The sequence below is a fragment of the Massilia aquatica genome (assembly GCF_011682045.1).
GTDB lineage: Bacteria > Pseudomonadota > Gammaproteobacteria > Burkholderiales > Burkholderiaceae_D > Telluria_A > Telluria_A aquatica.
Window position 1 is genome coordinate 271,409 of the sequence record NZ_VVIW01000002.1, and the last position, 24,616, is coordinate 296,024.

General features: G+C 64.7%; 21 protein-coding genes. 11 read left to right on the forward strand and 10 right to left on the reverse strand.

Going from position 1 to position 24,616, the window contains the following annotated elements; all coding sequences use genetic code 11:
• Complete coding sequence (gene cphA, locus F1609_RS04280; protein WP_308609337.1) at positions 1-2,688, forward strand: cyanophycin synthetase; 2,688 nt, start codon at positions 1-3, stop codon at positions 2,686-2,688.
• 115 nt (positions 2,689-2,803) lie between these two features.
• Here the strand turns inward: cphA and F1609_RS04285 are convergent, their stop codons facing one another.
• A complete protein-coding gene (locus F1609_RS04285) occupies positions 2,804-3,259 on the reverse strand; it encodes a DUF695 domain-containing protein (protein WP_167075023.1) in 456 nt (151 codons plus the stop codon).
• Positions 3,260-3,322: 63 nt separating this feature from the next.
• Positions 3,323-4,798 carry a M20 family metallopeptidase gene (locus F1609_RS04290; protein WP_167075025.1) on the reverse strand — a complete coding sequence of 492 codons (1,476 nt, stop codon included), beginning with the start codon at positions 4,796-4,798 and terminating at the stop codon, positions 3,323-3,325.
• A 156-nt stretch (positions 4,799-4,954) separates the two neighbouring features.
• On the opposite strand from F1609_RS04290, the gene F1609_RS04295 reads away from it, so the two are divergent.
• Together F1609_RS04295 and F1609_RS04300 are read left to right on the forward strand one after the other, a co-directional pair.
• Positions 4,955-6,229: a DUF1963 domain-containing protein gene (locus tag F1609_RS04295; RefSeq protein WP_167075028.1), complete on the forward strand. Its 1,275-nt coding sequence runs from the start codon at positions 4,955-4,957 to the stop codon at positions 6,227-6,229.
• Between the two features lie 78 nt (positions 6,230-6,307).
• Positions 6,308-6,889 carry a DJ-1/PfpI family protein gene (locus F1609_RS04300; protein WP_167075029.1) on the forward strand — a complete coding sequence of 194 codons (582 nt, stop codon included), beginning with the start codon at positions 6,308-6,310 and terminating at the stop codon, positions 6,887-6,889.
• Here F1609_RS04300 and F1609_RS04305 read toward each other — a convergent pair.
• The 4 genes from F1609_RS04305 to F1609_RS04320 all read right to left on the reverse strand — a co-directional run bounded on the left by F1609_RS04305 (position 6,879) and on the right by F1609_RS04320 (position 11,107).
• Positions 6,879-7,670: a hypothetical protein gene (locus tag F1609_RS04305; protein ID WP_167075031.1), complete on the reverse strand. Its 792-nt coding sequence runs from the start codon at positions 7,668-7,670 to the stop codon at positions 6,879-6,881. The genes F1609_RS04300 and F1609_RS04305 overlap by 11 nt on opposite strands.
• 118 nt (positions 7,671-7,788) lie before the next feature.
• Positions 7,789-8,571: a YfaP family protein gene (locus F1609_RS04310; RefSeq protein WP_167075033.1), complete on the reverse strand. Its 783-nt coding sequence runs from the start codon at positions 8,569-8,571 to the stop codon at positions 7,789-7,791.
• 55 nt (positions 8,572-8,626) lie between these two features.
• Positions 8,627-10,102, reverse strand: a complete 1,476-nt coding sequence (locus tag F1609_RS04315) for a right-handed parallel beta-helix repeat-containing protein (RefSeq protein ID WP_167075035.1) — start codon at positions 10,100-10,102, stop codon at positions 8,627-8,629.
• Positions 10,103-10,453: 351 nt separating this feature from the next.
• Entirely contained in the window at positions 10,454-11,107 is a 654-nt protein-coding gene (locus F1609_RS04320) for a CatA-like O-acetyltransferase (protein ID WP_167075037.1), read from the reverse strand.
• Between the two features lie 198 nt (positions 11,108-11,305).
• Between F1609_RS04320 and F1609_RS04325 the strand changes: the two genes are divergently transcribed.
• Complete coding sequence (locus F1609_RS04325; RefSeq protein WP_167075039.1) at positions 11,306-12,430, forward strand: serine hydrolase domain-containing protein; 1,125 nt, start codon at positions 11,306-11,308, stop codon at positions 12,428-12,430.
• A gap of 69 nt (positions 12,431-12,499) precedes the next feature.
• Here F1609_RS04325 and F1609_RS04330 read toward each other — a convergent pair whose 3' ends face one another.
• A complete protein-coding gene (locus tag F1609_RS04330) occupies positions 12,500-12,994 on the reverse strand; it encodes a pyridoxamine 5'-phosphate oxidase family protein (RefSeq protein ID WP_167075041.1) in 495 nt (164 codons plus the stop codon).
• A gap of 284 nt (positions 12,995-13,278) precedes the next feature.
• Between F1609_RS04330 and F1609_RS04335 the strand changes: the two genes are divergently transcribed.
• From F1609_RS04335 to F1609_RS04350, 4 genes are all read left to right on the forward strand, one after another.
• Positions 13,279-13,692 carry a hypothetical protein gene (locus F1609_RS04335; protein ID WP_167075043.1) on the forward strand — a complete coding sequence of 138 codons (414 nt, stop codon included), beginning with the start codon at positions 13,279-13,281 and terminating at the stop codon, positions 13,690-13,692.
• Positions 13,689-15,146, forward strand: a complete 1,458-nt coding sequence (locus F1609_RS04340) for an ATPase domain-containing protein (RefSeq protein ID WP_167075045.1) — start codon at positions 13,689-13,691, stop codon at positions 15,144-15,146. Before F1609_RS04335 ends, F1609_RS04340 begins: the two co-directional genes overlap by 4 nt.
• An 8-nt stretch (positions 15,147-15,154) precedes the next feature.
• Complete coding sequence (locus tag F1609_RS04345) at positions 15,155-16,528, forward strand: hybrid sensor histidine kinase/response regulator (RefSeq protein ID WP_370661592.1); 1,374 nt, start codon at positions 15,155-15,157, stop codon at positions 16,526-16,528.
• A gap of 88 nt (positions 16,529-16,616) precedes the next feature.
• Positions 16,617-19,337 (forward strand): PAS domain-containing hybrid sensor histidine kinase/response regulator, encoded by a 2,721-nt coding sequence (locus tag F1609_RS04350; RefSeq protein WP_167075047.1) that lies wholly within the window; start codon positions 16,617-16,619, stop codon positions 19,335-19,337.
• A gap of 1 nt (position 19,338) precedes the next feature.
• On the opposite strand, the gene F1609_RS04355 is transcribed toward F1609_RS04350, so the two are convergent.
• Positions 19,339-20,103 carry an SDR family NAD(P)-dependent oxidoreductase gene (locus tag F1609_RS04355; protein ID WP_196785395.1) on the reverse strand — a complete coding sequence of 255 codons (765 nt, stop codon included), beginning with the start codon at positions 20,101-20,103 and terminating at the stop codon, positions 19,339-19,341.
• Between the two features lie 164 nt (positions 20,104-20,267).
• Here F1609_RS04355 and F1609_RS04360 point away from each other — a divergent pair, with 164 nt between their 5' ends.
• Positions 20,268-21,206, forward strand: coding sequence for an AraC family transcriptional regulator (locus tag F1609_RS04360; RefSeq protein WP_167075049.1), 939 nt, complete (start codon positions 20,268-20,270; stop codon positions 21,204-21,206).
• Between the two features lie 57 nt (positions 21,207-21,263).
• Here the strand turns inward: F1609_RS04360 and F1609_RS04365 are convergent, their stop codons facing one another.
• Both F1609_RS04365 and F1609_RS04370 read right to left on the reverse strand, forming a co-directional pair.
• Positions 21,264-21,617 (reverse strand): YybH family protein, encoded by a 354-nt coding sequence (locus tag F1609_RS04365; protein WP_167075051.1) that lies wholly within the window; start codon positions 21,615-21,617, stop codon positions 21,264-21,266.
• 79 nt (positions 21,618-21,696) lie between these two features.
• Positions 21,697-22,593 (reverse strand): AraC family transcriptional regulator, encoded by an 897-nt coding sequence (locus F1609_RS04370; RefSeq protein WP_229421637.1) that lies wholly within the window; start codon positions 22,591-22,593, stop codon positions 21,697-21,699.
• A gap of 135 nt (positions 22,594-22,728) precedes the next feature.
• On the opposite strand from F1609_RS04370, the gene F1609_RS04375 reads away from it, so the two are divergent.
• On the forward strand, positions 22,729-23,472 hold the full coding sequence (locus F1609_RS04375) for an SDR family NAD(P)-dependent oxidoreductase (RefSeq protein WP_167075053.1): 744 nt from the start codon (positions 22,729-22,731) through the stop codon (positions 23,470-23,472).
• Positions 23,473-23,576: 104 nt separating this feature from the next.
• Positions 23,577-24,020: a VOC family protein gene (locus tag F1609_RS04380; protein ID WP_167075055.1), complete on the forward strand. Its 444-nt coding sequence runs from the start codon at positions 23,577-23,579 to the stop codon at positions 24,018-24,020.
• The last annotated feature ends 596 nt before the right edge of the window (positions 24,021-24,616 follow it).

Below are 24,616 nucleotides of genomic sequence, written 5' to 3' on the forward strand. Positions count from 1 at the left end.
ATGATGACCATCGAGCGCCAACGCTTCCTGCGCGGCCCCAACCTGTTTGCCGACACCCCTTGCATGCTGACCCTGGTCGATCCGGGGCCGCTGGCCGGCGTCGAGCCGGCCGCCATTGCCGGCCTGCACGAGCGCCTGGCGTCACTGCTGCCGTCGCTGCGCCCCCGCAGTGAGTTGGCCGAGGGCGATCTGGGCGAGCTGCTCGGACACCTGACCGTGGAGCTTCAAAGCCTGGCCGGCAGCGAGGTCGGCAGCGTGGAAAAGCGCGCCGTGCGCAAGGATCCCGGCCAATGCCGCGTGGTGTGCAGCTACCAGTTCGAGCGCGTCGCTTCGCAGGCCCTGGACCTGGCCCTGCGCCTGCTCGATGCGCTGGTCAATCAGACCAATCTGGACGTGCAAGCCGCCCTGGCCGAACTGAAGGACACCGTGGCCGACTGCGCCATCGGCACCAGCACCGGCGCGGTGCTGGCCGCGGCCCGGCGGCGCGGCATTCCGCTGATCCGCATGACGGACACCGCCAACCTGTTCCAGCTTGGCTGGGGCAGCCGCCAGAAGCGCTTGCAGGCGACCGTCACCGGCAGCACCGGTTACATCGCCGTCGATATCGCCAGCGACAAGCAACTGACCAAGACCCTGCTTGAGCAGGCCGGCCTGCCGGTGCCGGAAGGCGAGACCGTGCGCACGGTCGAGGAGGCCGTGCGCGTGGCCGGCCGCATCGGCGGCCCGGTCACGGTCAAGCCGCTCGACGCCAACCAGGGCAAGGGCGTCACCACCCGCTGCGGCACGGACGATGAAGTGCGCACGGCGTTCGCGCATGCCCGTGAACATGGGCGCAGCGTGATCGTGGAACGCTTCCTGACGGGACGCGACTACCGCGTGCTGGTCACCGGCAACAAGGTTGCCGCTGCTTCGTGGCGGCGGCCGCCGCACGTCACCGGCGATGGCGTCTCGACCGTCGGCCAGCTGGTCGACATGGAAAACAGCAGTCCGGCGCGCGGCGAGGGCCACACCAACATTCTGACCAAAATCCCGCTCGACGACATCGCCCTGGACGTATTGCGCAAGCAGGGTATGGATGCCGGCTCGGTGCCTGCCGCCGGCAGCGTGGTCGAACTGCGCGGCAACGCCAATCTGTCGACCGGCGGCACCGCCGAAGACGTAACCGACCTGCTGCCGCGCTCCACCGTGCAGATCTGCATCCGCGCCGCCAAAACCATTGGCCTGGACGTGGCCGGCATCGACATCGTGTGCGACGACATTTCCCGGCCGTTGGCCGCGCAGGGTGGCGGCATCATCGAAGTCAATGCCGCGCCCGGCATCCGCATGCACCAGTATCCGTCGGCCGGCACGCCGCGCGACGCCGGCGACGCCATCGTCGAATCGATGTTCGGCGCCGGCGACGGGCGCATTCCCTTGATCGCCGTCACCGGCACCAACGGCAAGACCACGACCACGCGCCTGATCGAACACGCCGCACGCCTGACCGGTTTGTCCACCGGCATGACCACCACCGAAGGCGTGTACATTAACGGCGAGCTGACCATGGAAGGCGACTGCACGGGCTACCATTCGGCTCTTTCGCTGCTCAGCGCGCCCGATGTCGACCTGGCGGTGCTCGAATCGGCGCGCGGCGGCATCCTCAAGCGCGGCCTGGCGTTCGACCGCTGCGACGTGAGCGTGGTGCTCAATGTGTCGGCCGACCACCTGGGCCTGGACGGCGTGGACACGCTGGAAGAACTGGCCATGGTCAAGGAAGTAGTGGCCCGCAGCGCCTCGCGCGCCGTGGTGCTCAACGCGCACGACCCGCTGTGCGTGGACATGGCGCGCCGCCTCGCGCCCGGGGTCGAGATCCTGTATTTTTCGCTCGACGCCGGCCACCCGGTGTTGCGCCAGCATTTGGCCGACGGCGGGCGCGCGGTGTTCCTGCGCCAGCGCTGCGTGGTGCTGGCCAGCGGCGGCGCCGAACAGCGCCTGCTCGACGAACGCGCGATGCCGGTATCGATGAACGGCGTGGCGCGCTACAACGTGGCCAACGCGCTCGCGGCCGCCGCCGCGCTGGCCGCCGCCGGCTTCGGCAACGACGCCATCGTGGCCGGCCTGTCGAGCTTTGTCTCGGACGGCAAGAACAATCCCTTGCGCTCGAACGTGTTCGATATTGGCGGGGTGCAGGTGGTGGTCGACTTCGCGCATAACTGCGCGGCCTACGGCGCCTTGTCCGAGATGGCGCGCGGCATGGCGGCGGGCCAGATCGTGGGCGTGGTGTCGGCGCCAGGCGACCGGCGCGACCGCGACCTGCGCGAGATCGGCCAGGTCTGCGCGGCGGGCTTCGACACGGTGGTGGTCTACGAGTCCGAAAGCCGCGGGCGGCCGGCCGGCGAAACGGCGCGCCTGATTTCGGAAGGCGCCGCGAGCGCGTCGCCCGAGCCGGGCCGGCTCCATTGCAGGCTGGACGCGCATGAAGCGATCCGGTTCGCGCTGCGCATGTGCAGCCCGGGCGACGTGCTGATCTTTGGATGCGGTTCGTCCCTGAGCGAACTGATCGAAGCGATTCGCCCCGACATGCCGCAGCTCGCGCAGAAAATCAGCGCCGAGCTGGCCCTGGACGACAACGCTGGAGCGCCGATGGAAGGATCATTCCATCCCAGTTCTGCGATAACGCCGATTCAAGCGCGCACGCAGCTCGTCTGACATGAAAAGTCGCGGCCTGGCCGGAGCGTCGCCATGGCGTGCCGGTTGCGCTGTTTTCTCTTGTTCGACAATCAGGAGCAAACAATGATCAACCGTCTTCTCGGCGGGGCGGCGCCTACTCGGTCGAAAACGACGCGTACACGTCCCACTCCGGGTCGCGATAGGCCATGCACTGGATCTGGTGCGAGCTCACCTCGGCGCGCAGCTGTTCGTGAACCGGTCCGATGCATTCGCCGTTCTTGAGGTAGAACACGAATTCCTTGAACGTGCCAGTCGTGATCGCCAGTGCGTGAACCACCGGCCCGCCGGCTTGAAGCAGTTCGCGGATGCGGTCTTCCAGCTCGCCCACGACGCGGTTTTCTTCCGCGTCTGGCAAGCCGCCCGGGTTCGGATGATTCAGCGGAATCGCGAAGCCGACGCGGATGCCGAGCTCCGGATGCCCGGCCCAGCGCTTGGCCGAGGTGTTGATCCTGACCAGCATCGGGCCGTCGCCGTGGGTGCCTTCGGCAATGGTCCAGCTGTCATCGAGGTCATTCAAATTCTCAAGCGGCAAATGGTCGTCAGATGGCATGCAAAATCCTTGTTTGTTATGGGAAACAAGGCGCGCCCGCCCAGCGCCGGCGCGCCACCGGGGTTACGGGTGCGCCGCGATCACCTGCGCCACGGCCGCCGTCAGGCGCTTACCGTAGGGCACATGCAGGAACTCGTTCGGACCGTGCGCATTGCTTTTCGGACCGAGTACGCCGCACACCATCATCTGCGCTTTCGGGAAGCTCTTTTGCAGCAAACCCATCAGCGGAATGGTGCCGCCTTCACCCAGATAGCCGACCGGCGTGCCGAAGTGGCTTTCGCTGGCGGCGTTCACCGCGTTCGACAGCCACGGGCTCAGTTCCGGCGTATTCCAGCCGCTGGCGCCGTACGAACCCGGCGTGCCATCGGGCACGAAGGTGACGCGCGCATTGTAGGGCGCGTTATCTTCCAGCAGGGTCTTGAGTTGCAGCGCGGCTGCGTTGCCGTCGAGCAGAGGCGGAATGCGCAGCGACAGTTTAAAGGCGGAGTAGGGCCGCAGCACGTTGCCGGCATTGGCGAACTCCGGAAACCCTTCCGCGCCCACCACCGACAGGGTCGGGCGCCAGGTGCGGTTGAGGATTGCTTCGAGCGGGTCGGTCGTCACCGGCAGCACCGAGCCGCCGTCGGCGCCGCAGGCCCACGGCATGCGCTTGTAGACTTCTTCTTTCAGGATGGCGGCGGTGGCTTTCGCTTCCTCGATGCGCACGTGCGGAATCTCGCAATGGAAGCTTTCCGGCAGCAGACGCCCGGTCTTGGCGTCTTCCAGGCGGTCGAGCAGGTGGCGCAGGATGCGGAAACTCGACGGCACCACGCCGGAATGCGCGCCCGAGTGGATGCCTTCGGTCAGCACGTCGACCTTGAGCGTGCCCGAGACCATGCCGCGCAGCGAGGTGGTCAGCCACAGCTGGTCGTAGTTGCCCGCGCCCGAGTCCAGGCACACCACCAGCGACACCTGGCCCAGGCGCTCGCCCAGCATGTCGAGATAGGGCGGCAGGTCGTAGGAGCCGCTTTCTTCGCAGGTTTCGATCAGGCCCACGCAGCGCGGGCGCGGAATGTTCTGGCGGTCGAGCGCCATGACGGCGGTCAGCGAGGCATACACTGCGTAGCCGTCGTCGGCCCCGCCGCGTCCGTACAGCTTGCCGTTTTCGTATTTGGGCGTCCATGGCCCCAGGTCGCCGCGCCAGCCGTCGAATTCGGGCTGCTTGTCGAGGTGGCCGTAAATCAGAATGGTGTCGTTCGAGTCCGCCTTGGTGGCGGGCACTTCGAAGAAGATCACGGGCGAGCGGCCCGGCGCGCGCAGTATTTCGAGTTTCAGGCCGGGGATTTTCTTGCTCTTGATCCACTCCTCGGCATCGCGCACGACCCGGTCGAGGTAGCCGTTGGCTTCCCAGTTGGCATCGAAAGCGGGGCTTTTGGCCGGCACGGCGATGTAACTGACCAGGGCCGGAACGATTTCTTCATCCCACACGCGGTCGGCGTACGCCGCGAGTTCGCTTGGGGAGAGCTTGTCGCTGGTTGGCGACGTCACTGGATGGGTCATGGGATTCTCGCTGTGGATTGAATATCGTATTTTACTGTAGCAGTTTGCTTCATGTGGCGCCGCTTGCCGCGGCCATGCGGATTGACGCGTATGATCGCGGCAGCAGGCATGGCTTGACCGTATGGCTTGAACCGCAGATAACGATGGAGAACCACGATGACCGACGATGCGCACCCCAACGCGAACCGCTTGCGCGCCCTCGACCTGATCCAGGCCTTCAAGGCAGGTGATTATGCAGCCAGACATGCGCAGTTGCAGAAGTTCCTGCGCGACGCCTCAGCCGAGGAGCTCGACGCGCTCGCCGACGTTACGCTGCTGAGCTTGCCACGCGGCGCCAGCAACATGATCGAGGAGGTGCTGTGTGTGATACCGGCGACGGCCTTTGCCCGCCTGGCTGTGCGCGCCCTGGACGCCCTCGAACAGCAACCGTCGCCAGCCATGCGCGAGATATGCGACGAGGTACTGCAGGAAGCGAGCCTGCAGATCGGCCCTGCGCTGCAACCTCAGCTTGGCCGCCTGTTCGAACTGGCACCGAACCGTGGCTGGACAGCGGAAAACAGGCCGTGGCGCGCGGCGCAGGAAGAAGACGTCGCATTCCTGAATGAAAAACTGGTATCGGGCGACGCGGAAGCGCGCCGCAAGGCATTCGAGTGCCTCGTCGAAACGCGCCGCCCCGACGCCTTGGCGATCGCGGCCCACGCACATGCCACCCTGGCGTTGACATACCCGTTTTCCCTGTACCTGCGCGGCGTCGATCACGACGGACCGGGGCAGCGCCTGTATGGCGCGCCTTGCGCCCATCTGATTTTTCCTGAAAATTATATGTACGGCGGCAGCGCCGATCCGGCACCGGGTGCGCAGCACCCCACCTGGACCTTGCCCGACGATGGGTCCTTGCACCGCTTCGGCGGCGCCGGCAGCACCGTCTGCGGGCTATGCGCCGGGCAGTTGCATCATCTGCTCACGCTGCCGGAACATGCTATTTTTGGCGCCACGGCGTCAGGCGAGGCCACCCTGTCGCTGGAAGTGTGCCTGTCGTGCCTGGGCTGGGAGCGCGACCTGCTGTTTTACCGGCATGGCGACGATGGTCTGCCGAGCCCGCTCCACCACGGCACGGTGACGCCGCGATTCCCCGCCAATGCGCTGGCTGCGACCGAGGTGCGGCTGGCGCCGACGCCGGCGCGCTGGACCTGGCAGCAGTGGGGAAGCGGAAACCTGCACCGCGTCGGCGGCGCGCCGGTCTGGGTCCAGTCGCCCGAGTATCCCGATTGCCCGACCTGCGCGCGCACCATGCATTTCGCCATGCAGCTCGACTCGGAGTTGCCCACCACGGACGAGGACGAATCCTGGCTGTGGGGCAGCGGCGGAATCTGCTACGTGTTCCAGTGCCAGCCGTGCCGGACCATCGGCTATCTGTGGCAGTGCACCTGACGGGCAGCGCCGATGGCCGATTCCAGCGTATTATTCAACTGGCAAGGAATCATCTCACCCCCCACCAAGGAGAAAAGCATGGCCGGAAAGAAGATTTTGTTTCTGACGGGAGATTTTGCGGAAGATTACGAAACCATGGTGCCGTTCCAGGCGCTGCAGATGGTGGGGCACACGGTGCACGCCGTCTGTCCGGGCAAGCAGGCCGGCGACAAGATCAAGACCGCGATCCACGATTTCGAAGGCGACCAGACCTACACCGAAAAACCGGGCCACCTGTTCGCGCTCAACGCCAGCTTCGATGACGCCAGGGCCGGCAATTACGACGCCCTGATGATCGCCGGCGGGCGCGCCCCCGAATACCTGCGCCTGGACCAGCGTGTAATCGACCTGGTGCGCGAGTTTGCGCAGGCCAACAAGCCGATCGCCGCCGTCTGCCACGGCGCGCAATTGCTGGCGGCCGCCGACGTGATTCGGGGCAAGCGCATTTCGGCCTATCCAGCCTGCTCGCCAGAAGTGCGCATGGCCGGCGGCGAGTATGCCCAGATCGAGGTCGACCAGGCTGTAACGGACGGCAATTTCGTCACCGCGCCCGCGTGGCCCGCCCATCCGCAATGGCTGGCCCAGTTCCTGGTGTTGCTGGGCACTGAAATCAAGCGGTAAGCGTTGGCGGCGCTTGGGTGGGATCGATCCACCCGCGCCGCTGCAAGTGGCAGACGCTGCTGCACAGCAGCGCCGGGATCAGCAGGTTGATGAATGGAATGAGCATCAGCACGCACAGCATCAGCCCCAGCATGGTGATGGCGGGGCGCTGGGCGTGCATCAGCGCGCGCCGCTGCTGCGCATCGAGCACGCCCTCGGCGGCAAGAAAGTACATCAGCCCCACGTTACATTCGAGCACGAAGCGCACCACCACGTACAGCGACCAGCCGGGAACGATCAGGGACAGCAGGTGCTTGAGCACCTTGCTCGTCCATTGCCAGGCGCTGCGGGGCGGCAGAGCGGGCAAGGGCCTCGGCTGCCATCCGGCATAGCGGACCTGGGCGACCCGCTGGGCGCGCCGCAGGAAAAGCCAGCGCAGGGGCAGGCAGGCCGTGGTCAGGTTGGCGAATGCGAACAGCAGCGCATAGAAGAAGCCCGCCATGGCCAGTGCGACCACAAGAAACTGCAGGAATAATCCGAGGTCCATGATGAATTTGACCAGGTCGCGCACCCAACGCGTGATGTCGACCATGATTTTGCCTTGCCCGCCGCCACCGCCGCCCATGCCAAGGCCACCGTCCATCAGGGTCAGTCCGCCGAACATCGCGAACATGCTGGCTCGGCTTGCCAGTTTGATAAAAAAGGCGCTGTTTTGGTAAAACAGCCAGAGCCAGATAAGGGTCGGCACCGGGCACCACAGCGCCGCGCGCCACCACAGGCCGGCGTGGCGCGCGTCGCGCATGGCCATGCCCAGGCAGGCAATTGCTTCGCCGAACGCACCGGTCCAGCGCTGATACGCGCGTTTCCACATAAATGATTGTCTTAGGTAAAGAAACTGCGAGTATAGGGCAGGCCAGGTCTCAGAAGGCGAACGACTTAACCAGCGTCAATTCACCGATGCTGCGCATCGGTACCACGAACTCTTCGCGTTTTTCGCGTGGGGTGTTTTCGTTGTACACCAGGGTCACGCGCGCGGTGATCATGTCCATCTGGCGCTTCGATTCGTCGAAGTGGTAGCCGTTCGCGCCCAGCTTGCCCCAGTAATTGATGTACACATGATAGTTACCGCGCAAGGGCGCGGTCATGGTGTACATCTCGGGACCGGGGCCGTCCACGCTGTCCACATCCAGGCCGCCGCCGTTGGTCAGCACCGGGTGGCCGAAGTAGGCATGCTGGCCATCGGGCGTGACGATGTGCAGGTCGATTTCGGCTTCGGTGTCGTCCCAGGCGCAGATCACGCGCAGGCCGGGCAGGGGGCGGCCCGAGTTGGTTTCATAGAACTGCACGCGCCGCAGCGACTTGCCCTCTGGCGACTTGACTTCGACGCTGTTCGAGCCCGCGCCGAACAGGTAGGGGCGCGCGTAGTGGCCCTGCTCGTCGGTCATCAGGCGCAGCGGATTGCCGTTGACCACCAGCTGGTGCGGCGCGCGCTTGCCGCCAGCCGCCGCAATACGTCCCTTGATCATGCTGCGCTTGCTCTGGGCGCCACGGTCGATCGGGGAATTCGGATAGGCCACGGTGGCTTGCCCGCTCTTGTCCACCAGGCCCGAGCGGTTCCATCCGCCGGACGGCGAGGCAATGTCGGTTGCCATCGCTGGCGGCAGGGCCAGCGCCAGAAGGCACAGCGTCCAGGTCGGTTTCATCTTCTCTCCATGCAGGTGGCGTGATTGTAACCGCTGGCCACCTGCACGGCGGGGTTTAGCGCGGGGCCCCGGCCGGGACAGGAGCAGTGCCGAATTCGTCCGCTCCCAGATCGATCGCGCCTTCGCTACGCGCTTGCCCGTTGATATCGGCCACGCCGTTGACCGCAATCAGCCCGGACGGAAAGTAGCGCGTCCACAGCGGCGAGGTCCAGCCCGTCACCGCCGCCGTGACGGCACCGGCATTGATGGCGGGCGAGGCGGCCTGCAGCCGGAGGTTGCCGGTGGCGGGCGCCACGTACTTCGGATCGGCAATCAGCTTGGTGCCGGGCAGCGAGGACGCGTCCGTGCTGGTTCCCCACCAGATATTCTTGCCCCACACGTTGTTGCCGTGGCCGCTACCGGAGATTTCATACGCTTCTTCCGCGCTGTTTTCGCCGAAGAAGATGTTATTGCTGAAGCGGCTGTCGGTGACCTTGTACTGGAACAGCAGTTCGGTACCCCAGCCCTGGTTCTTGTAGAAGGAATTGTTGTGCACCTGGATGCGGCGCGATGCCCCCGCCGAGGTGGAATAGCCGCCCAGCGACAAGCCCGCTTCGCGGTTGTTGAAGATGAAGTTATTCATCATCAGGATATCTTCGGTGGCCTTGCCCTTGTGCTCGCTGGCGAACTCGAAGCCGATGTCGTTGCCCGTCGAAATATTGCGGTCGAAAATGATGTTGCGGCCGCCATCGACATAAAATCCGCCGGCCGAACCGACGTTGGCGTACCAGGGATTGCGCTTGCTCGAATTGTTCTTGGCTGTATTGCCGCGCACCATGCCGTTGCGGACCCGGTCGTTTTCGCCGCAGCCGCTGCATTCGCCTTCGTAACCGATGAAGTCGAAACCGATATTGTTATTGTCGTGCACATTGTTCGACAGCACTTCGAAGCGGTCGACGTTGCCGTTGATCACCAGCGCTTCGCTCGACTGCAGCACGTTCTGGTACACCTCGTTGCCTTCCACCAGCAGATCGGTGATGCCGCTCGCGTGCGTACCGAACACGGCCAGCCCGTGCGCGCCGACCAGGCACGGCTCCTTGCAGGTGCTGGTGTGCTTGATGTTGTGAATCTTGTTGTTGACGATCTGAATGTTCGATCCCTTGCCTTCGACCAGGATGCCGACCGGCGTTGCCGAGGCGCCGGTGATGAAGTCGGCGACGTCGAAGCCTTCCACGCGCACGTAGTTCGAATTGGTAATCGTGATCAAGCCTTCGCGGTCGCTCGGCACCAGCCCGGTTCCGCTGAGTATCACGCCGGCATCGGCCTTGACAGTGATGAAGTTGCCCGCGTTGCCGTTCTTGTCCGCCAGCTTCACCTTTTGCTTGTAGGTTCCGGCCAGCACGCGCACGGTGTCGCCGGCGATCGCCGTGTTAACCGCGTTCTGGATCGACTGTCCGGGGCCGACGGTAATGGTGGCGGCGCCAGCCGCGCCGGTGTGGCCGATCATGGCCAGGCAAGTCAGTTGTAGTACGGCAATGTGTGCACGCTTCATCAGGCATTCTCCAGGTTGGAACCGCTAAGTGAGGGCGAGTGCAGCCGGACTTGTAAGTTCGACATGCAATCTGCGCGCATCTTATTCTTTTTGATTCATAAATACCAAGGATCCTGGCAACTTCTTCATGCTCAGAGTTAATATGGCGGGTGACCTCTGGGCAGGGCATCCGCTACAAGACATTCACTTTCTATGCCCACAATCGCGAAGCGGTGCCGGGAATTTACGAGCAGCTTCAGGCAGAGACGACGTTATATAAAGTCGACTGCGCCGGACAAGTAGACAAGGAATGGACCTCCTTCGCTGCAATCAGGAGTAAATGCATGCTCCGACCCAATATTAACTAGCCCGTTATGTCCGCGCATGCGCGGCCATCACCTCGGCCACCCGCCCGGCAATCGCCTGCGCCAGCAAATGCACATGGAAGCCGTCGACAAAGCCGTGATGCGCCTGCACCGAGAACGGCAAGGTCATCTTCTCGCCCGCCGGCGCGCTGAACTTGCCCCAGGCCAGCGAGGGAATGTCGCTGTCGCGGTGGCAAAAAACCGGATGTTCGATCGCGCGCATGTCGAACCACGGCATGCAGGTGATAAAAACATTATCCCTGGCCTGGCGTGGCGTCAGGTCGGCGCTGGTATTGATCAGGGCGCGGCTGGCCGTCGCTTCACGGCCGGCGCGCACGCTGCGGGCGATGAATTCAAGCAGATCCGGACTGCGCGTGAAGCGCGCGAAATTCAGATTGTTATCGCCGTTGATCACCGTGTACGAGCCGATAAAATCATCGATCCTGATCACTTCATTCTCATGGATGCGGTACATGAAATTGTCGATCGTTTCAATCGCCGACAGTACGCAATACAGGAAGAAATGAAATGGCGGCAGCTGGCGCTGCTTGCAGAACGGCCGGAAGTCGGGCAGTTCCAGGGTCAGGCTGATATTCACGAGGGGATTGGCGAATTGGCGGAAGACGTCATAGCGGTCGCGCCGCAGTTCAAAATTTTTCATGTCCGAAGTTTAACCGATGGCGGCCTGCGCCATTGGTCCGCGGCATGATTTGCCGCAGCCCGGTATCGACGCTCCATTCCACCCAATGCACCGCCTGTCGCAAGATCCCGCCTGTTTTTCGGCAGTCAACGTATTCTGCAAGCTCATCCTGCGCTGCAGGCAGTGTCCATCACCGTAAGCTTGATCCCGGAGTCTCTCATGCTGTTTCGCCGAATTGCAGTTATCGCCGCACTGACCCTCGCCAGCACGGCCAGCGCCCTGGCCGCCCCCGACCAGCTCGACGCCATCGTCAAGGCAGCCATGGCCGGCAGCAAGGTGCCGGCGGTGGGCGCGGTGATCATGCGCGACGGCGCCATTGCCGCCCGAACGGTGCAGGGCAGGCGGCGCAACGACCAGCCGCAGCGCGCCGGGGCCGACGATGTCTGGCTGATCGGCTCGACCGGCAAGGTCATGACCGTCGCCCTGATCGCGCGCCTGGCCGAGCGCGGCGTGCTGGCCTGGGACGCGCCGCTCGAGAAGATGCTGCCCGAGCTGGCCGCCGGCATGCTGCCCGATTACCGCCAGCTCACGCTATTGCAACTGCTGTCGCACCGCGCCGGCCTGCCGCGCGACCTGCTCGACCTCAAGGGCGCCGAACACTTCTTCAGCGACAAGGGGCCGACCGGACCGCAGCGCCTGGCCTACATTGCCGCAGCGCTCAAGGACAAGCCCGAGGTCGCGCCCGGCACCGCCTTCGCTTACAGCAATACCGGCTTCCTGATCGCCGCCGCGGTCGCCGAAAAAGTCACCGGCGAGAGCTACGAAGTGCTGATGCGCAAGGAAGTGTTCGCGCCGCTGGCGATGGCGCGCGTCGGTTTCGGCAACACGGGCGACGGCCAGAATCGCGGCCACCAGCATGGCAAGCCGATGCTCAAGATGGTCAAGTTCGACGACGGCGCGCCGGCCATGTTCGCGCCGGCGGGATTTCTGCACATGAGCCTGGCCGACTGGGCGCGCTTCAATCTCGACCAGCTGGCCGGAAGCCAGGGCAAGGGCAAGCTGCTCACGCCCGCGTCCTACAAGCTGATGCAGACAGCGCAGCCGGGCAGTCCGGCCGGCCTGGACTGGGGCGTGCAAGCGTCGATTGCCGGGCGCGCGGGGCCGGCGCTGGTGCACCAGGGCTCGGACGGCAACTGGCTCGCCATCGCGGTGCTGTTTCCCGAGCAGGGCAGCGGCGCGCTGGTGGTGGCCAACGCCGCCGAAGACATGGGCGCGGACCAGGTCTTGAACGGCATTTTCGGCAAGCTGTTTCCACAGCTCAGCCCGGCCAAAAAAACGCCCTGATCGGCCCCGCCATCCACCGCCGGGGTCAACTGGGCTCGTGTCCGGATGTCTGACCTGACACCGGGGTGGTCACGCCACGCGCTCGGCGCCATCCGCGCGCAGGTTGAAGGTTTCCGTGTGGCCGAATCCCTGGGTGTAGTCGAGCAGGGACACAGTCAGCGGCGTGATCCGCACAAACAGCATGCCCGGCCATGGCAGCGCGCTGGTATCGGCCACCACCTGCGCAAACGCGGGAAACTTTGCCAGCAGGGCCGACGCCGCGCGCTGCGCTTCGACCGGTTCGTGGATCATCTCGGCCACCGCGTCGACCGACATGCCCCGGATCTCGTTCCAGGTGCGGTACGGCGCGTTGACGGTCAGCGCCACGCGCGGATGGGTGCGCAGGTCGTGCGCCTTGTGGCTGTCGAGCGCAATGGCGACGTACAGTACCAGGCCGTCGGCGGCGAAGCTGACCGTGGACGCGTGCGGGGTGCCGTCGTCGCGGATCGATGCCAGGGTCAGGTCGGCCGCGCCGGAAAGGATGGCGCTGGCAAGCGCTTGCTGTGCAGGGGGAAGACGGTTCATGGGGAGTCCTTTCAGTCAATCGTGAAGGCAATCCCGTCGCGCCGCCGCCATGGCACCGCATGCGCACACTGCACACATTGCCGCCGGGCGGGCATCCGGGTGCCCGTCCTAGCGTAGCACACAGCATCTGCGCAGCCCATACCGTACGCCCGAGCAACAGAATGTTGTATTTATGAAGCTAGCATATGAAACTTAATTAAACCTGCGCCAAAACCGATAAGCGTCCATACTGCGCTACGCCCAGTTGTAAATGTGCACATAACCACTACTTACTTGGCCCTTTGATGGAAACCAGCGACGCGATGCGGCAAAAACTGATCGACGAGGTGCTTGCCGCGCCGCCGCAAGGCGATGGCGCAGCCAACGAGCTTGCCTTGCGCGCCTGGGAGCGGCTGGCAAATCACCTCAGCCCCTTGATAGGGGAAGCCGCGCTGTGCGCCATGGTTGCCCGCGCCCGGCACGTGTCCTTTCCCGATCTGCCCGCCCACCCGGCCAGAGGCGACCTGCGTTCGAGCGCACAGTTGCTCGAGCGCCTGGCCAGTGAGCTGGCCACCATGGACGCGCAGGCGGCCGACACCTTCAACCGGGCGCTGCTCCAGAGTTTTACCAGGCTGCTGTCGGGCCTGATAGGCGAGGCCCTCACGGTCCGTCTGATGAATACAGCATGGGCCCAGCGGTCCGGCGGAAAGAGTACATGAACCTCAAAGTGCAGCTGGGCCTCCAGCCAACCGGCGTGCCCGGGCTCGATACCTTGCTGGGCGGCGGCCTGAGCGAGTTTTCCTTCAACGTCATCGCCGGCTCGCCGGGGAGCGGCAAAACCACGCTGGCGCACCAGATCATGTTCGCGCTGGCCGGCCCGCACAAAAAAGCCCTGTTCTTCACCGTGCTCGGCGAGCCGCCCCTGAAAATGCTGCGCTACCAGCAGCAGTACCGGTTTTTCGATATCGACAAGGTCGACGACAGCATCCGCTACGTCAACCTGGCCGACGACTTGCGCGCGGGCGACTTCAGCGGCGTGCTCGAACGTATCACGCGCGAAGTCGAGGCGTTTTCGCCCGGCCTGGTGTTCGTCGATTCGTTCCGCTCGGTGGTGCAGACGGCGAAAAACGGCAACGAGGGCGTGAGCGACCTTCAGTATTTCATCCAGGAACTCGGCACCCGCATGACCAGCTGGCAGGCAACCACCTTCCTCATCGGCGAATACGCCAACGCCGAGATCGAGGCCAATCCGATCATGACGGTGGCCGACGGCATGCTCTCGCTGACGAACGATGTGGTTGCCAATTCCTCGGTGCGCAAGATGCGCGTGGTCAAGATGCGCGGCCAGGCCCATTTGCTGGGCTCGCATACCTTCCGCATCGACGAGCACGGCGTCAAGATCTATCCGCGCATGCTGCCGCCGCTGGCGCTCGCCCCGCATCGGGCCGGCCCCTTGGTGCGGATTGCCATGGGCAGCGCCGAACTCGACGCCATGCTCGGGGGCGGCCTGCCGCGCGGGCATGCGGCGATGGTGGTCGGTCCGTCCGGCTCGGGCAAGACCATCCTCGGCACGGCGTTCCTGGCCGAGGGCGCGCGCCAGGGCGAACGCGGCGTGATCGCCTGCTTCCAGAAAGACGCGGCGCACTTGCGCAACGCCGAACTCGATACCCTGATCCGCAACGATGACGTGATCCTGGTCCAGAGCCGCTCGCTCGACCTGTCGGTCGAGGAAGTGCTCGACGACCTGATCGCCGCTGTCGAACGCAGCGGCGCCACCCGCGTCGTGATCGATTCCTTGTCCGAGGTCAGCCTGTACCTGGCGCCCGAGTTCCAGAGTGACTACCGGTCCTCAGTGTTCCGCATCCTGGCCGGACTGGCGCGCCTCGGCGTGACGGTGGTGGTGACCATGGGCCTGGACGACCGCTTCACCGAGCTGCGTTTCAGCCAGGCCGACACCGGTTTCCTGGCCGACGCCATCGTCGCCATGCGCTACGTGGAGCTCGACGGCACCCTGGCCAAGGTGATCACCGTGGTCAAGGTGCGCGGCAGCGCGCACAGCACCGACCTGCGCCGCTACACGATCGACGCCGGCGGCCTGCGCATCGAGCCGCGCGCGGTGCCGTACAGCGGCCTGTTGTCCGGCTGCGCGGCGGCAATCTTGCCGCCAAGATAGGGGACGCCGTGGCGATTGACGACAATACCGAAGGATCGCCGGCCTTGACGCCCACCGTTGACGCGGCGCCGCCGGACGATTGCGCCGACCCCGCCACCTTGCGCGCCATGCTGGCGCAACTGTCCGGCGAGGTGGCCGCCCTGCGCGCCGCCGCCGTGGTGCAGGCGACCCAGGGCGATGAGCTGCGCGAGGCCAACGGCAACCTGGTGCTGGCCACGCTCGACGCACGCAAGCCGCGCGACGCGGCCGAGGGCGCGCACCGGCGCCAGAACGAATTTCTGGCCATGCTTGCGCACGAGCTGCGCAATCCGCTCGCGCCCATCAGCCTGGCCAATGCCATGCTGGTGCGCCTGCCCGACCCGTCCATCGAACTGCTGAACCTGCACGCGATCATCCACCGCCAGGTCTTGCACCTGACCCGGCTGCTGGACGACCTGCTCGACGCGGCGCGCATCAGCAGCGGCAAGATTTCGCTGCTGCGCCACCCGATGCCGCTGGTCGATCTGTTGCGCCGTTCTGTGCAAACGGTCCAGGTGCGGCTGCAGGAACGGCATCAGCAGGTGCAGCTCGACCTGCCCGAAGAGCTGATCGTCGATGGCGACGCGGTGCGCCTGGCCCAGGTGTTCGCCAACCTGCTGGTCAACGCCTCCAAGTACACCGGCGACCATGGCCTGATCCGGGTGGCCGCGCGCGCGCACGACGGCGTTGCGCTGGTCACCGTGAGCGACAACGGCGCCGGCATGGATCCGGATGTGCTGGCCAGCGTGTTCGACCTGTTCACCCAGGGACCGCGCGCGCTGGCGCGCGCCGAAGGCGGCCTCGGGGTCGGCCTGAACGTGGTGCGCAACATCGTCGAGCTGCACGGAGGCAAGGTGACCGGCAGCAGCGATGGCCTGGGCCTGGGCAGCGTGTTTACCGTGACCTTGCCGCTCGCGGACGGCGCCGCGGTGGCGGCGGCGTTGCCGCGGCCGAATGCGGTGGCCGCCAGCCGCCGCATCCTGCTGGTCGAAGACAATCTGGACGCCAACGAAACGCTCACCCGACTGCTCCAGGGCGAGGGCCATCTGGTGACCTCGGTCTACGACGGCGTGACCGGGCTGGCGCAGGCGCGCGCCCGCGCCTTCGACGTGCTGATCTGCGACATCGGCTTGCCCGGGCTGGACGGCTACCAGCTGATCACGCAATTGCGCAAGACCTCGGGCGCGCACATTCCCTTCGCCATCGCCATTTCCGGCTACGGGCAGGTGGAAGACCGCACGCGCGCCATCGCGGCCGGCTTCGGCCAGTACCTGGTCAAGCCGCTCGACGCCGACGCCCTGCTGGCGCTGGTGGCATCGAGCGCCGTCACCCGCTTCATCGCCGCCGCCGCGCGTCCAGGCTAGGTCGCGGCGCCGTCACACATCTGCGCGGCTTCGCCGCAACCTTGCTGGGCCGGGTTTTGCGCTCATTGTCGTTACTCAAGGTTTTATCATGTTGACTCTTCATCCCGCGTGGCCGCGCCAGCTGGCGCTTGCCGGCCTGGTGCTCGCGCTGCTGACCCTGTACACCACCGGGGCGCTGGCCCTGGCCAGTCCGAGCCGCTCGATCCCGCTGGCGCTGGTGTTCGGCGCGGCCGCGCTGCTGGCCCCGCTCTGCCTGTGGCTGTGCAACCGGCCGGCGCGCGTCGTGCTGCGCGGTTTCAAGCACGAGCCCGACAGCCGGCGCGTGCCGGTGCAGCGCCTGATCAAGTCGGAAGCGCTGCAGGACGCGATTTTTAACAGCGCCAATTTTTCCAGCATCGCCACCGACGCCCAGGGCGTGATCCAGATCTTCAACGTCGGCGCCGAGCGCATGCTGGGCTATGCGGCGGCCGACGTGGTCGACCTGATCACCCCGGCCGCGTTTTCCGATCCGCAAGAAGTGATCGCGCGCGCCGCCGCCCTGAGCGCCGAGCTCGACACACCGATCGCGCCCGGCTTCGAGGCGCTGGTGTTCAAGGCCTCGCGCGGCATCGAAGATATTTACGAGCTGACCTATATCTGCAAGAACGGCAACCGCCAGCCGGCCGTGGTGTCGGTCACGGCCCTGCGCGACGCCGGCGGCGCCATCATCGGCTACTTGCTGATTGGCACCGACAACACCGCGCGCAAGAATGCCGAACAGGCGCTGGTGCGGGCCGGGGCCTTGCAGGCCGCCATCTTCAACAGCGCCAATTTTTCCAGCATCGCCACCGACGCGCGCGGCGTGATCCAGATTTTCAACGTCGGCGCCGAAAAAATGCTCGGTTACGCCGCCGCCGACGTCATCGACCGCATCACCCCGGCCGATATTTCCGAGCCGGACGAAGTGGTGGCGCGCGCCGCCAGCCTCAGCGACGAACTGGACACGCCGATCGCGCCCGGTTTCGAAGCGCTGGTGTTCAAGGCCTCGCGCGGGATCGAAGACATCTACGAGCTGACCTACATCCGCAAGGATGGCAGCCGCTTCCCGGCGCTGGTGTCGGTGACCGCCCTGCGCGACGCCGAGGGCGCCATCATCGGCTACCTGCTGATCGGCACCGACAATACCGCGCGCAAGCGGGTCGAGGCGGAACAGGCGCTGCTCGACCAGAGCCTGCGCGACCAGCAGTTCTACACCCGCTCGCTGATCGAATCGAATATCGACGCGCTGATGACGACCGATCCGCACGGCATCATCAGCGATGTCAACCAGCAGATGGAAGCGCTGACCGGCTGCACCCGCGATGAACTGATCGGCGCGCCGTTCAAGAATTACTTTACCGATTCGGCGCGCGCCGAAGCCGGTATCAAGCGGGTGCTGGCGGCCGGCAAGGTCACCAACTACGAGCTGACCGCGCGCGCCCGCGACGGCAGGCAAACCGTGGTGTCCTACAACGCCACCACCTTTTACGACCGCGACCGCAATCTGCGCGGCGTGTTTGCCGCCGCGCGCGACGTCACCGAACGCCAGCAGTTCGAACAAACCTTGCAGGCCAATAATGTCGAACTGGTCGCCGCGCGCGCCGTCGCCGAAAAGGCCAACCAGGCCAAATCCGACTTCCTGTCGAGCATGAGCCACGAACTGCGCACTCCGCTCAACGGCGTGCTCGGCTTCGCCCAGCTGATGGCCTCGGAAGATCCGCCGCCCACGCTCAAGCAGCAGCGCTCGATCAACCAGATCCTCAAGGGTGGCTGGTATCTGCTGCGCCTGATCAATGAAATCCTCGACCTGGCCCAGATCGAGTCGGGCAAGGTGTCGATGTCGACCGAGCCGATGTCGCTCACCGACGTGCTCGACGATTGCAACGAGCTGGTCGGGCCGCAGGCGAATGCGCGCGGCATCTTCCTGCTGTTTCCCACGCCCGGCACGCCGTTCTACATCCACGCCGACCGGGTGCGCGTCAAGCAGGTGCTGATCAACCTGCTGTCGAACGCCATCAAGTACAACAGTGTCGAAGGGTCGGTGCATGTGGCCTGTTCCTCGCGCCCGGGCGGCATGGTGCGGGTCGCGGTAACCGATACCGGCGCCGGACTGGGGCGCGAGCAGGTGGCGCAACTGTTCCAGCCGTTTAACCGGCTGGGCCGGGAAAACGGGGTGGAGGAGGGTACCGGCATCGGCCTGGTGGTCACCAAGCAACTGGTCGAATTGATGGGTGGAACGATCGGGGTCGAAAGCGAGCCGGGACGCGGTTCGCGTTTCTGGGTCGAATTTGCGTCCTGCGCGGCCCCGGCCCAGCCGGCGCCGCTGTCGGTGGCCGACGCGGCCGCACTGGCGCGCGCGCGTCCGGCGTCCGGCGCCGCCCAGCACACCTTGCTGTATGTGGAAGACAATCCCGCCAACCTGCTGCTGGTCGAGCAACTAATGGAGCGGCGTCCGGAATTCAAGCTGCTCACCGCCATCGACGCCCACCTGGGCATCGCCCTGGCGCGCGCCTACCAGCCCGCCGTGATCCTGATGGACATCAACCTGCCCACCCTGAGCGGTTTCGGCGCCCTGCGCCTGCTGCGCGGCTACCCCGAGACGGCGCAGATTCCGGTGCTGGCGCTGTCGGCCAACGCCATGCCGCGCGATATCGCACGCGGCCTGGAAGCGGGTTTTTTCCACTATCTGACCAAGCCGATCCAGATCGCCGAGTTCATGGAGGCACTCGACCTGGCCTTGCTGCACGCGCAGGAGCGCGGGCATGATCCGCTGGCGAGCGTGGTGGTCTGAGTCAATAGCCGACGCCGCGTACGCCACCTGCTGCGCGCAGCGATTCGCCGGTCACCCAGTGCGCGTCTTCGGAAGCGAGGAAGACGGCTACCGGTGCGATATCTTCGGGCTCGCCGAAGCGTCCCAATGGGGTGCCGGCCAGGATCTTCTCACCCAGGTCGCCGGCGAAGTTGCCATTGGTAGCAGGCGTATTCGTATGGCCTGGCAAGATCGAATTGACGCGGATCTTGCGCGCTCCGAGCTCCCGCGCCAGCGCCAAGGTCATCGTGTCAACCGCGCCCTTGGTTGCGGCGTAGACGCTCGATGCCAGGTACGGATCGGTGCTGAGGATCGAGCTGATGTTGATGATGCTGCCGCCCGTGTCCGGAAAGTGTTTCACGGCTTCGCGAATGGCCAGGAAGTAGCCCAGCACGTTGACGTTGAACTGCTTGTGGAAGGCCTCCTCGGTCAGGCCATCGATCATTTCAAAGACGGCGACGCCGGCATTGTTGACCAGCACGTCCACCTTGCCGTGGTCAGCCTTGACCTGGTCGAACATGCGCGCCACGTCGGCGGCATGACTCATGTCGGCCCGGATGGCGACGGCGCTGCCGCCCGCTGCGCAAATCGATGCGACGACCGCATCAGCGCCGCCCTGGCTGCTTGCATAGTTGACGATCACGAGCGCGCCCTCGGCGCCCATCGCTTTGGCGATGCCGGCGCCGATGCCGCTCGATGCGCCCGTCACGATGGCGATTTTTCCCTGCAGTTTCAGTTGGGTGGTCATGGTATTTCCTCTCGCCTGGCGATGTATGTCCGAGACCACATGGGCTCGTTGACAAGGCGTCAGCGTACGCGCAACTGCCACAACCGACGTGCCGGTTCCTCGCGCATGCTTGCCTATTGTTCTCATCGGAAGGTGCGGCGGTGGCGCCGGTGCTATATTGGGGCATGGAAAAAGCGCTCAAGGAGCTGCGCGCGATCGTCATGCGCGCGGACGACACATGGACCGCCACCGGCTTGCCACGCGTGGCGATGGTGCGGGCCGAGGCGTGTTCGGACCAGGTCTACCATCCGATGGTGCACCTGGTCCTGCAAGGGTTCAAGAGCCTGTCGATCGGCGAGCAGATCCTGCGCTTCGTACCGGCCACGTATTTCGTCGTCCCGGTCGACTTGCCGGCTCTCGGGCAGGTAAGCGGCGATGCGCCCGGCGAGACCTATCTTGCGCTGAGCCTGGCACTGGACCCCGGCGTCATCGCGGCGGTGCTGGCCGACCTGGGCGAAACCGATGACGCCGGCGACGGCAAATCGTTCATGGTGAGTGCGGCTGGCCCTGAGCTGATCGACGCCTGGCTGCGCATGATGCGGCTGATCGGCCGGCCGCCGCGGGAAGTCGCATTGCTGGCGCCGATGATCGAGCGCGAGATTCTGTTGCGGGTCTTGCAGGGAGCGCAGGGCAACATGCTGCGCCAGCTCGCGCACCCCGACACCCGGCTGTCCCAGGTGCGCCGTGCGATTGACTGGATTCGCGGGCATGTCGTCGAACCGTTCCGGGTCGAACCGCTGGCGGCGATGGCGGGGATGAGTGTTGCGACGTTCTACCGGCACTTCCGGGCAGTGACGGCGATGACGCCGATCCAGTATCAAAAGCGGCTGCGTCTGCTGAAGGCACGGCGTCAATTGCTGTTCGAGCCGCACAACGCCGCCTCGGTCGCGTTTTCCGTTGGTTATGAAAGCGCATCGCAGTTCAGCCGTGAATATGCGCGCATGTTCGGCATGCCGCCGGCGCGCGATGTGGCGCGTTTCAAGGCCCCGCGCGTTCCTCCCACTGTTTCCTTGTCAGCGGGACCGGAATCAGGGGCCGGACCAGAGACGACGTCCCGGCGATGATGCAAGATCGCGCACGGTGCCGCCTTGCGCCAGCCATCGCTGCCATCGGCCGCCGCTTCACTCGAGACTGGCGTCGATACGTACGATGGTTCCCGCTGCGTCGACAGAGATGTCCAGCAAACCGATTTCGTGTCCAAAATCGCCAGTGAAATCGACCCGCGCCCGCACCAGGCCGGTGCTGAGGTTCTCCAGCGAGATCAATCGCGTCACGGTGTGATAGCCGACGAAAAACTGCCCGATGTAAGCGCGAATGCCGGCATGCCCATCGAAACGGTGTCCGGTCGACGGGTCATCGATTACTGCATCCGATGCGAACAGTGTCAACACGGCGTCAACGTCACAGGCATTGGTGGCGGCGATAAAAGCGCCGGCGATCTTGCGCAGGCTGGCCGTGTTTCGGACAATACTCATGTGTGGCTCCATTTGATCGGTATTGACGCATCGGCGGTGCGCCGCGTTGCTTGGCGGGCTGGCGGGCGACATCGCCTGATCAGCAATTGCGCGTGTGGGCCAGCATCCGTGCGGCGTCACGCAGCGGCGCCATCCCGAACAGGCGCGCATATTCCCGGCTGAACTGGGTGGCGCTCTCGTAGCCGACATCGTAAGCGGCCGCCGCCACGCTGCTTCCCTTGGCCACCATCAGGGTGCGTGCGTGCATCAGGCGGATGCGCTTCTGGTACTGAACCGGACTCAAGGACGTCGCCGCCTTGAAATGGCGGTGGAACGCCGAGACGCTCATCGCGGCCTTGGCCGCCAGGTCCTCGATGCGCAGGGGCAGATTGAAATCGCGGCGAATCCATGCGATGGCTGCGGCCAGGCGCGCCATGGCGCTGTCGGGCGCGGCGATTGCGCGCAACATGGCGCCATGCGGCCCTTGCAGGACGCGGTACAGTATTTCGCGCTCGTACGCCGGTGCCAATGCGGCGATATCGTCAGGATGGGTCATCAAGTCCAGCATGCGCGTCCAGGCATCGAGCAGTTCGGACGTCACGGCCGCGACCGAAAAGGCGTTGCCGCGGTTTTCGGCGCAGCCTGGCGGCAGGTCCGCGATCAGTTCGGCCAGAATGGATGGCACCAGCGTCAGGGCCACAGCCATGTAGGGCGCACCGGCCGCATCGGGACGGATGACGCCCACCGCCGGGAGTTCGACCGACATGACGAAATAGGTCGCCGGATCATAGTCGAATGTCTGCTCGCCCACTGTCATCGATTTACCGCCCTGCAGGATCAGGTTGATCATCGGCTCATACACGGTCGCCAGTTCATGCTCAGGAATTGCTCCCTGCACCATCGCCACGCGCGCAATGCCCGTCTCCCGGCGGCCATTCCAGTTCAGCGAGGCCATCGCGCGCAAACGATCCATCTGTTCATTGATTTTTTTGTCCATGATCCATTGGACCTGAACGAAGGCTCTCGCGCAAGGCTAAAGCAGGATCAGGCAGGTTTCAGGCAGGATTGGGTATGCCCCGACATCTTGGCGCCGGTACAGTGAACGCCTCACTTTCAAGCACCGGAGACTTACATGAATATCATCCTCATCACCGGCGGCAGCCGGGGCATCGGCGCCGCTGCCGCCATCGAAGCGGCCAAGCGCGGCATGGGCGTCATCCTCACTTACAACACGAATGCCGCCGCCGCCGACAGCGTAGTTGCCGCCATCGAAGCGGCCGGCGGCAAAGCCGTGGCGCTGCCACTCGACGTCGGCGACGCGGACAGCTTTGGCCGCTTCAAGGAGGCCGTCATCCGGGTACTGGCAAGCACATGGGAAGCCATGGTCCTGCACGGTCTGGTCAATAACGCCGGCTATGGCCTGTTCAATCCGATCGAGGCCGTGACCGCAGCGCAGTTCGATGGCCTGATGAACGTGCATCTGAAGGGGCCTTTCTTTTTGACCCAGGCGCTGCTGCCGCTGCTGGCAAGCGGCGCCGCCATCGTCAACCTGACCAGTGCGACAACCCGGGTGGCCACTGCCGGCGTGGCGCCCTATGCGGCCTGTAAAGGTGGCCTGGAAGTGCTGTCACGCTACATGGCCAAGGAATTCGGCGCACGCGGCATCCGGGTTAACGCCGTGTCGCCCGGCGCAATCCGTACCGAACTCGGCGGCGGCTTGAACGATGAATTCGAGGCCATGCTGGCTGGGCAAACAGCGCTGGGACGCGTCGGCGAACCGGAAGATGTAGCACGTGTCATTGCCACATTGCTGTCTCCGGAAACTGCTTGGGTAAACGCCCAAACCATTGAAGTTGGAGGCGGTTACATCATTTAGTCAACAAAGGCGCCCATGAGTGGTGTGGACCCTTCGCAAGCTGGTAAAGGCGTTGATTCCAATGCAAGTACACTGAACGATCAACAACCTGACAAGGATCTGCCATGCTGGACCACCTGTTTCTCTCCGTCGCCGACATGCCGGCCGCAATCGCCTTCTACGAGCGCGCCCTGGCGCCGCTCGGCATCGCTCACGTCCATGACTATAAGGGTTCTGATGGGCCACCTGGTCATCCGGACCTGAAAGGCTTCGGCAGCGCTAACCGCATTTACTTTTGGCTGCGCGAGGGCACTGCGGATGCGCGCGCCGTCCACATTGGCTTCGTGGCCGACAGCGCCGCCGCCGTCGATGCCTTTTACGCGGCAGCACGACGGGCCGGCGGCGCCGACAACGGCGCGCCAGGCGCCCGCCTGCACTACGACCCGCGCTACTATGCAGCCAATATTTTCGACCTGGACGGTTACAGCATCGAAGTCGTCTACAAGAGTTGGCAACACAGGCAGCCATCATCTGTTCAGAACGTTATCCCACGACCCCAATTGTCCTGATGTACGGTGCTACCGGCTACACAGGCAAACTGGTCGCAATGCAAGCCTTTGTTCCAAACGGGCCGGCCGGATGGGTTCGATGCGGTTTTCGTGTTCATGATCACCGCCATAGTAGGCGCTTAACTATGCGCCGGTGGCAGGCTGGGCACCGATCGCGCGGCAGCTGGCCCTTGCGAATTTGTTCTGCCGCGACCGGAGATGTAGAATGTATGGCATCGTTGGTACTATTCGGCCGGAAGCGGACAGTTGAAGTTCAGCTTGAAACATGAGGAATATATGTCGGCTCGCGGTAAGTTGGGTCTAGCTGGCCTCGCGCTCATGTCGGCGATCGCGCTGACACTGCTATCGGTCTCCCTCCAGCGCAAAGGTCCTGAACTCGCTCCCTATGGCAACTTGTGTGGGCCCCGTCATGACGATCTCTGCTACGAACCTCAGCTAAAGGGAGGCTTTCCGATAGCATACTTATTTGACTCCCCTGGCACCTCGGTGGAGCGCCAACTCGGCCCCGAGGACAAGCTGGTCCCAGGCGCTTTGTTCCTGGACATTGCTTTGTATTTTGTTATTGTCTTACTAGCCGTCCGAGTCGTCCCGTTTCG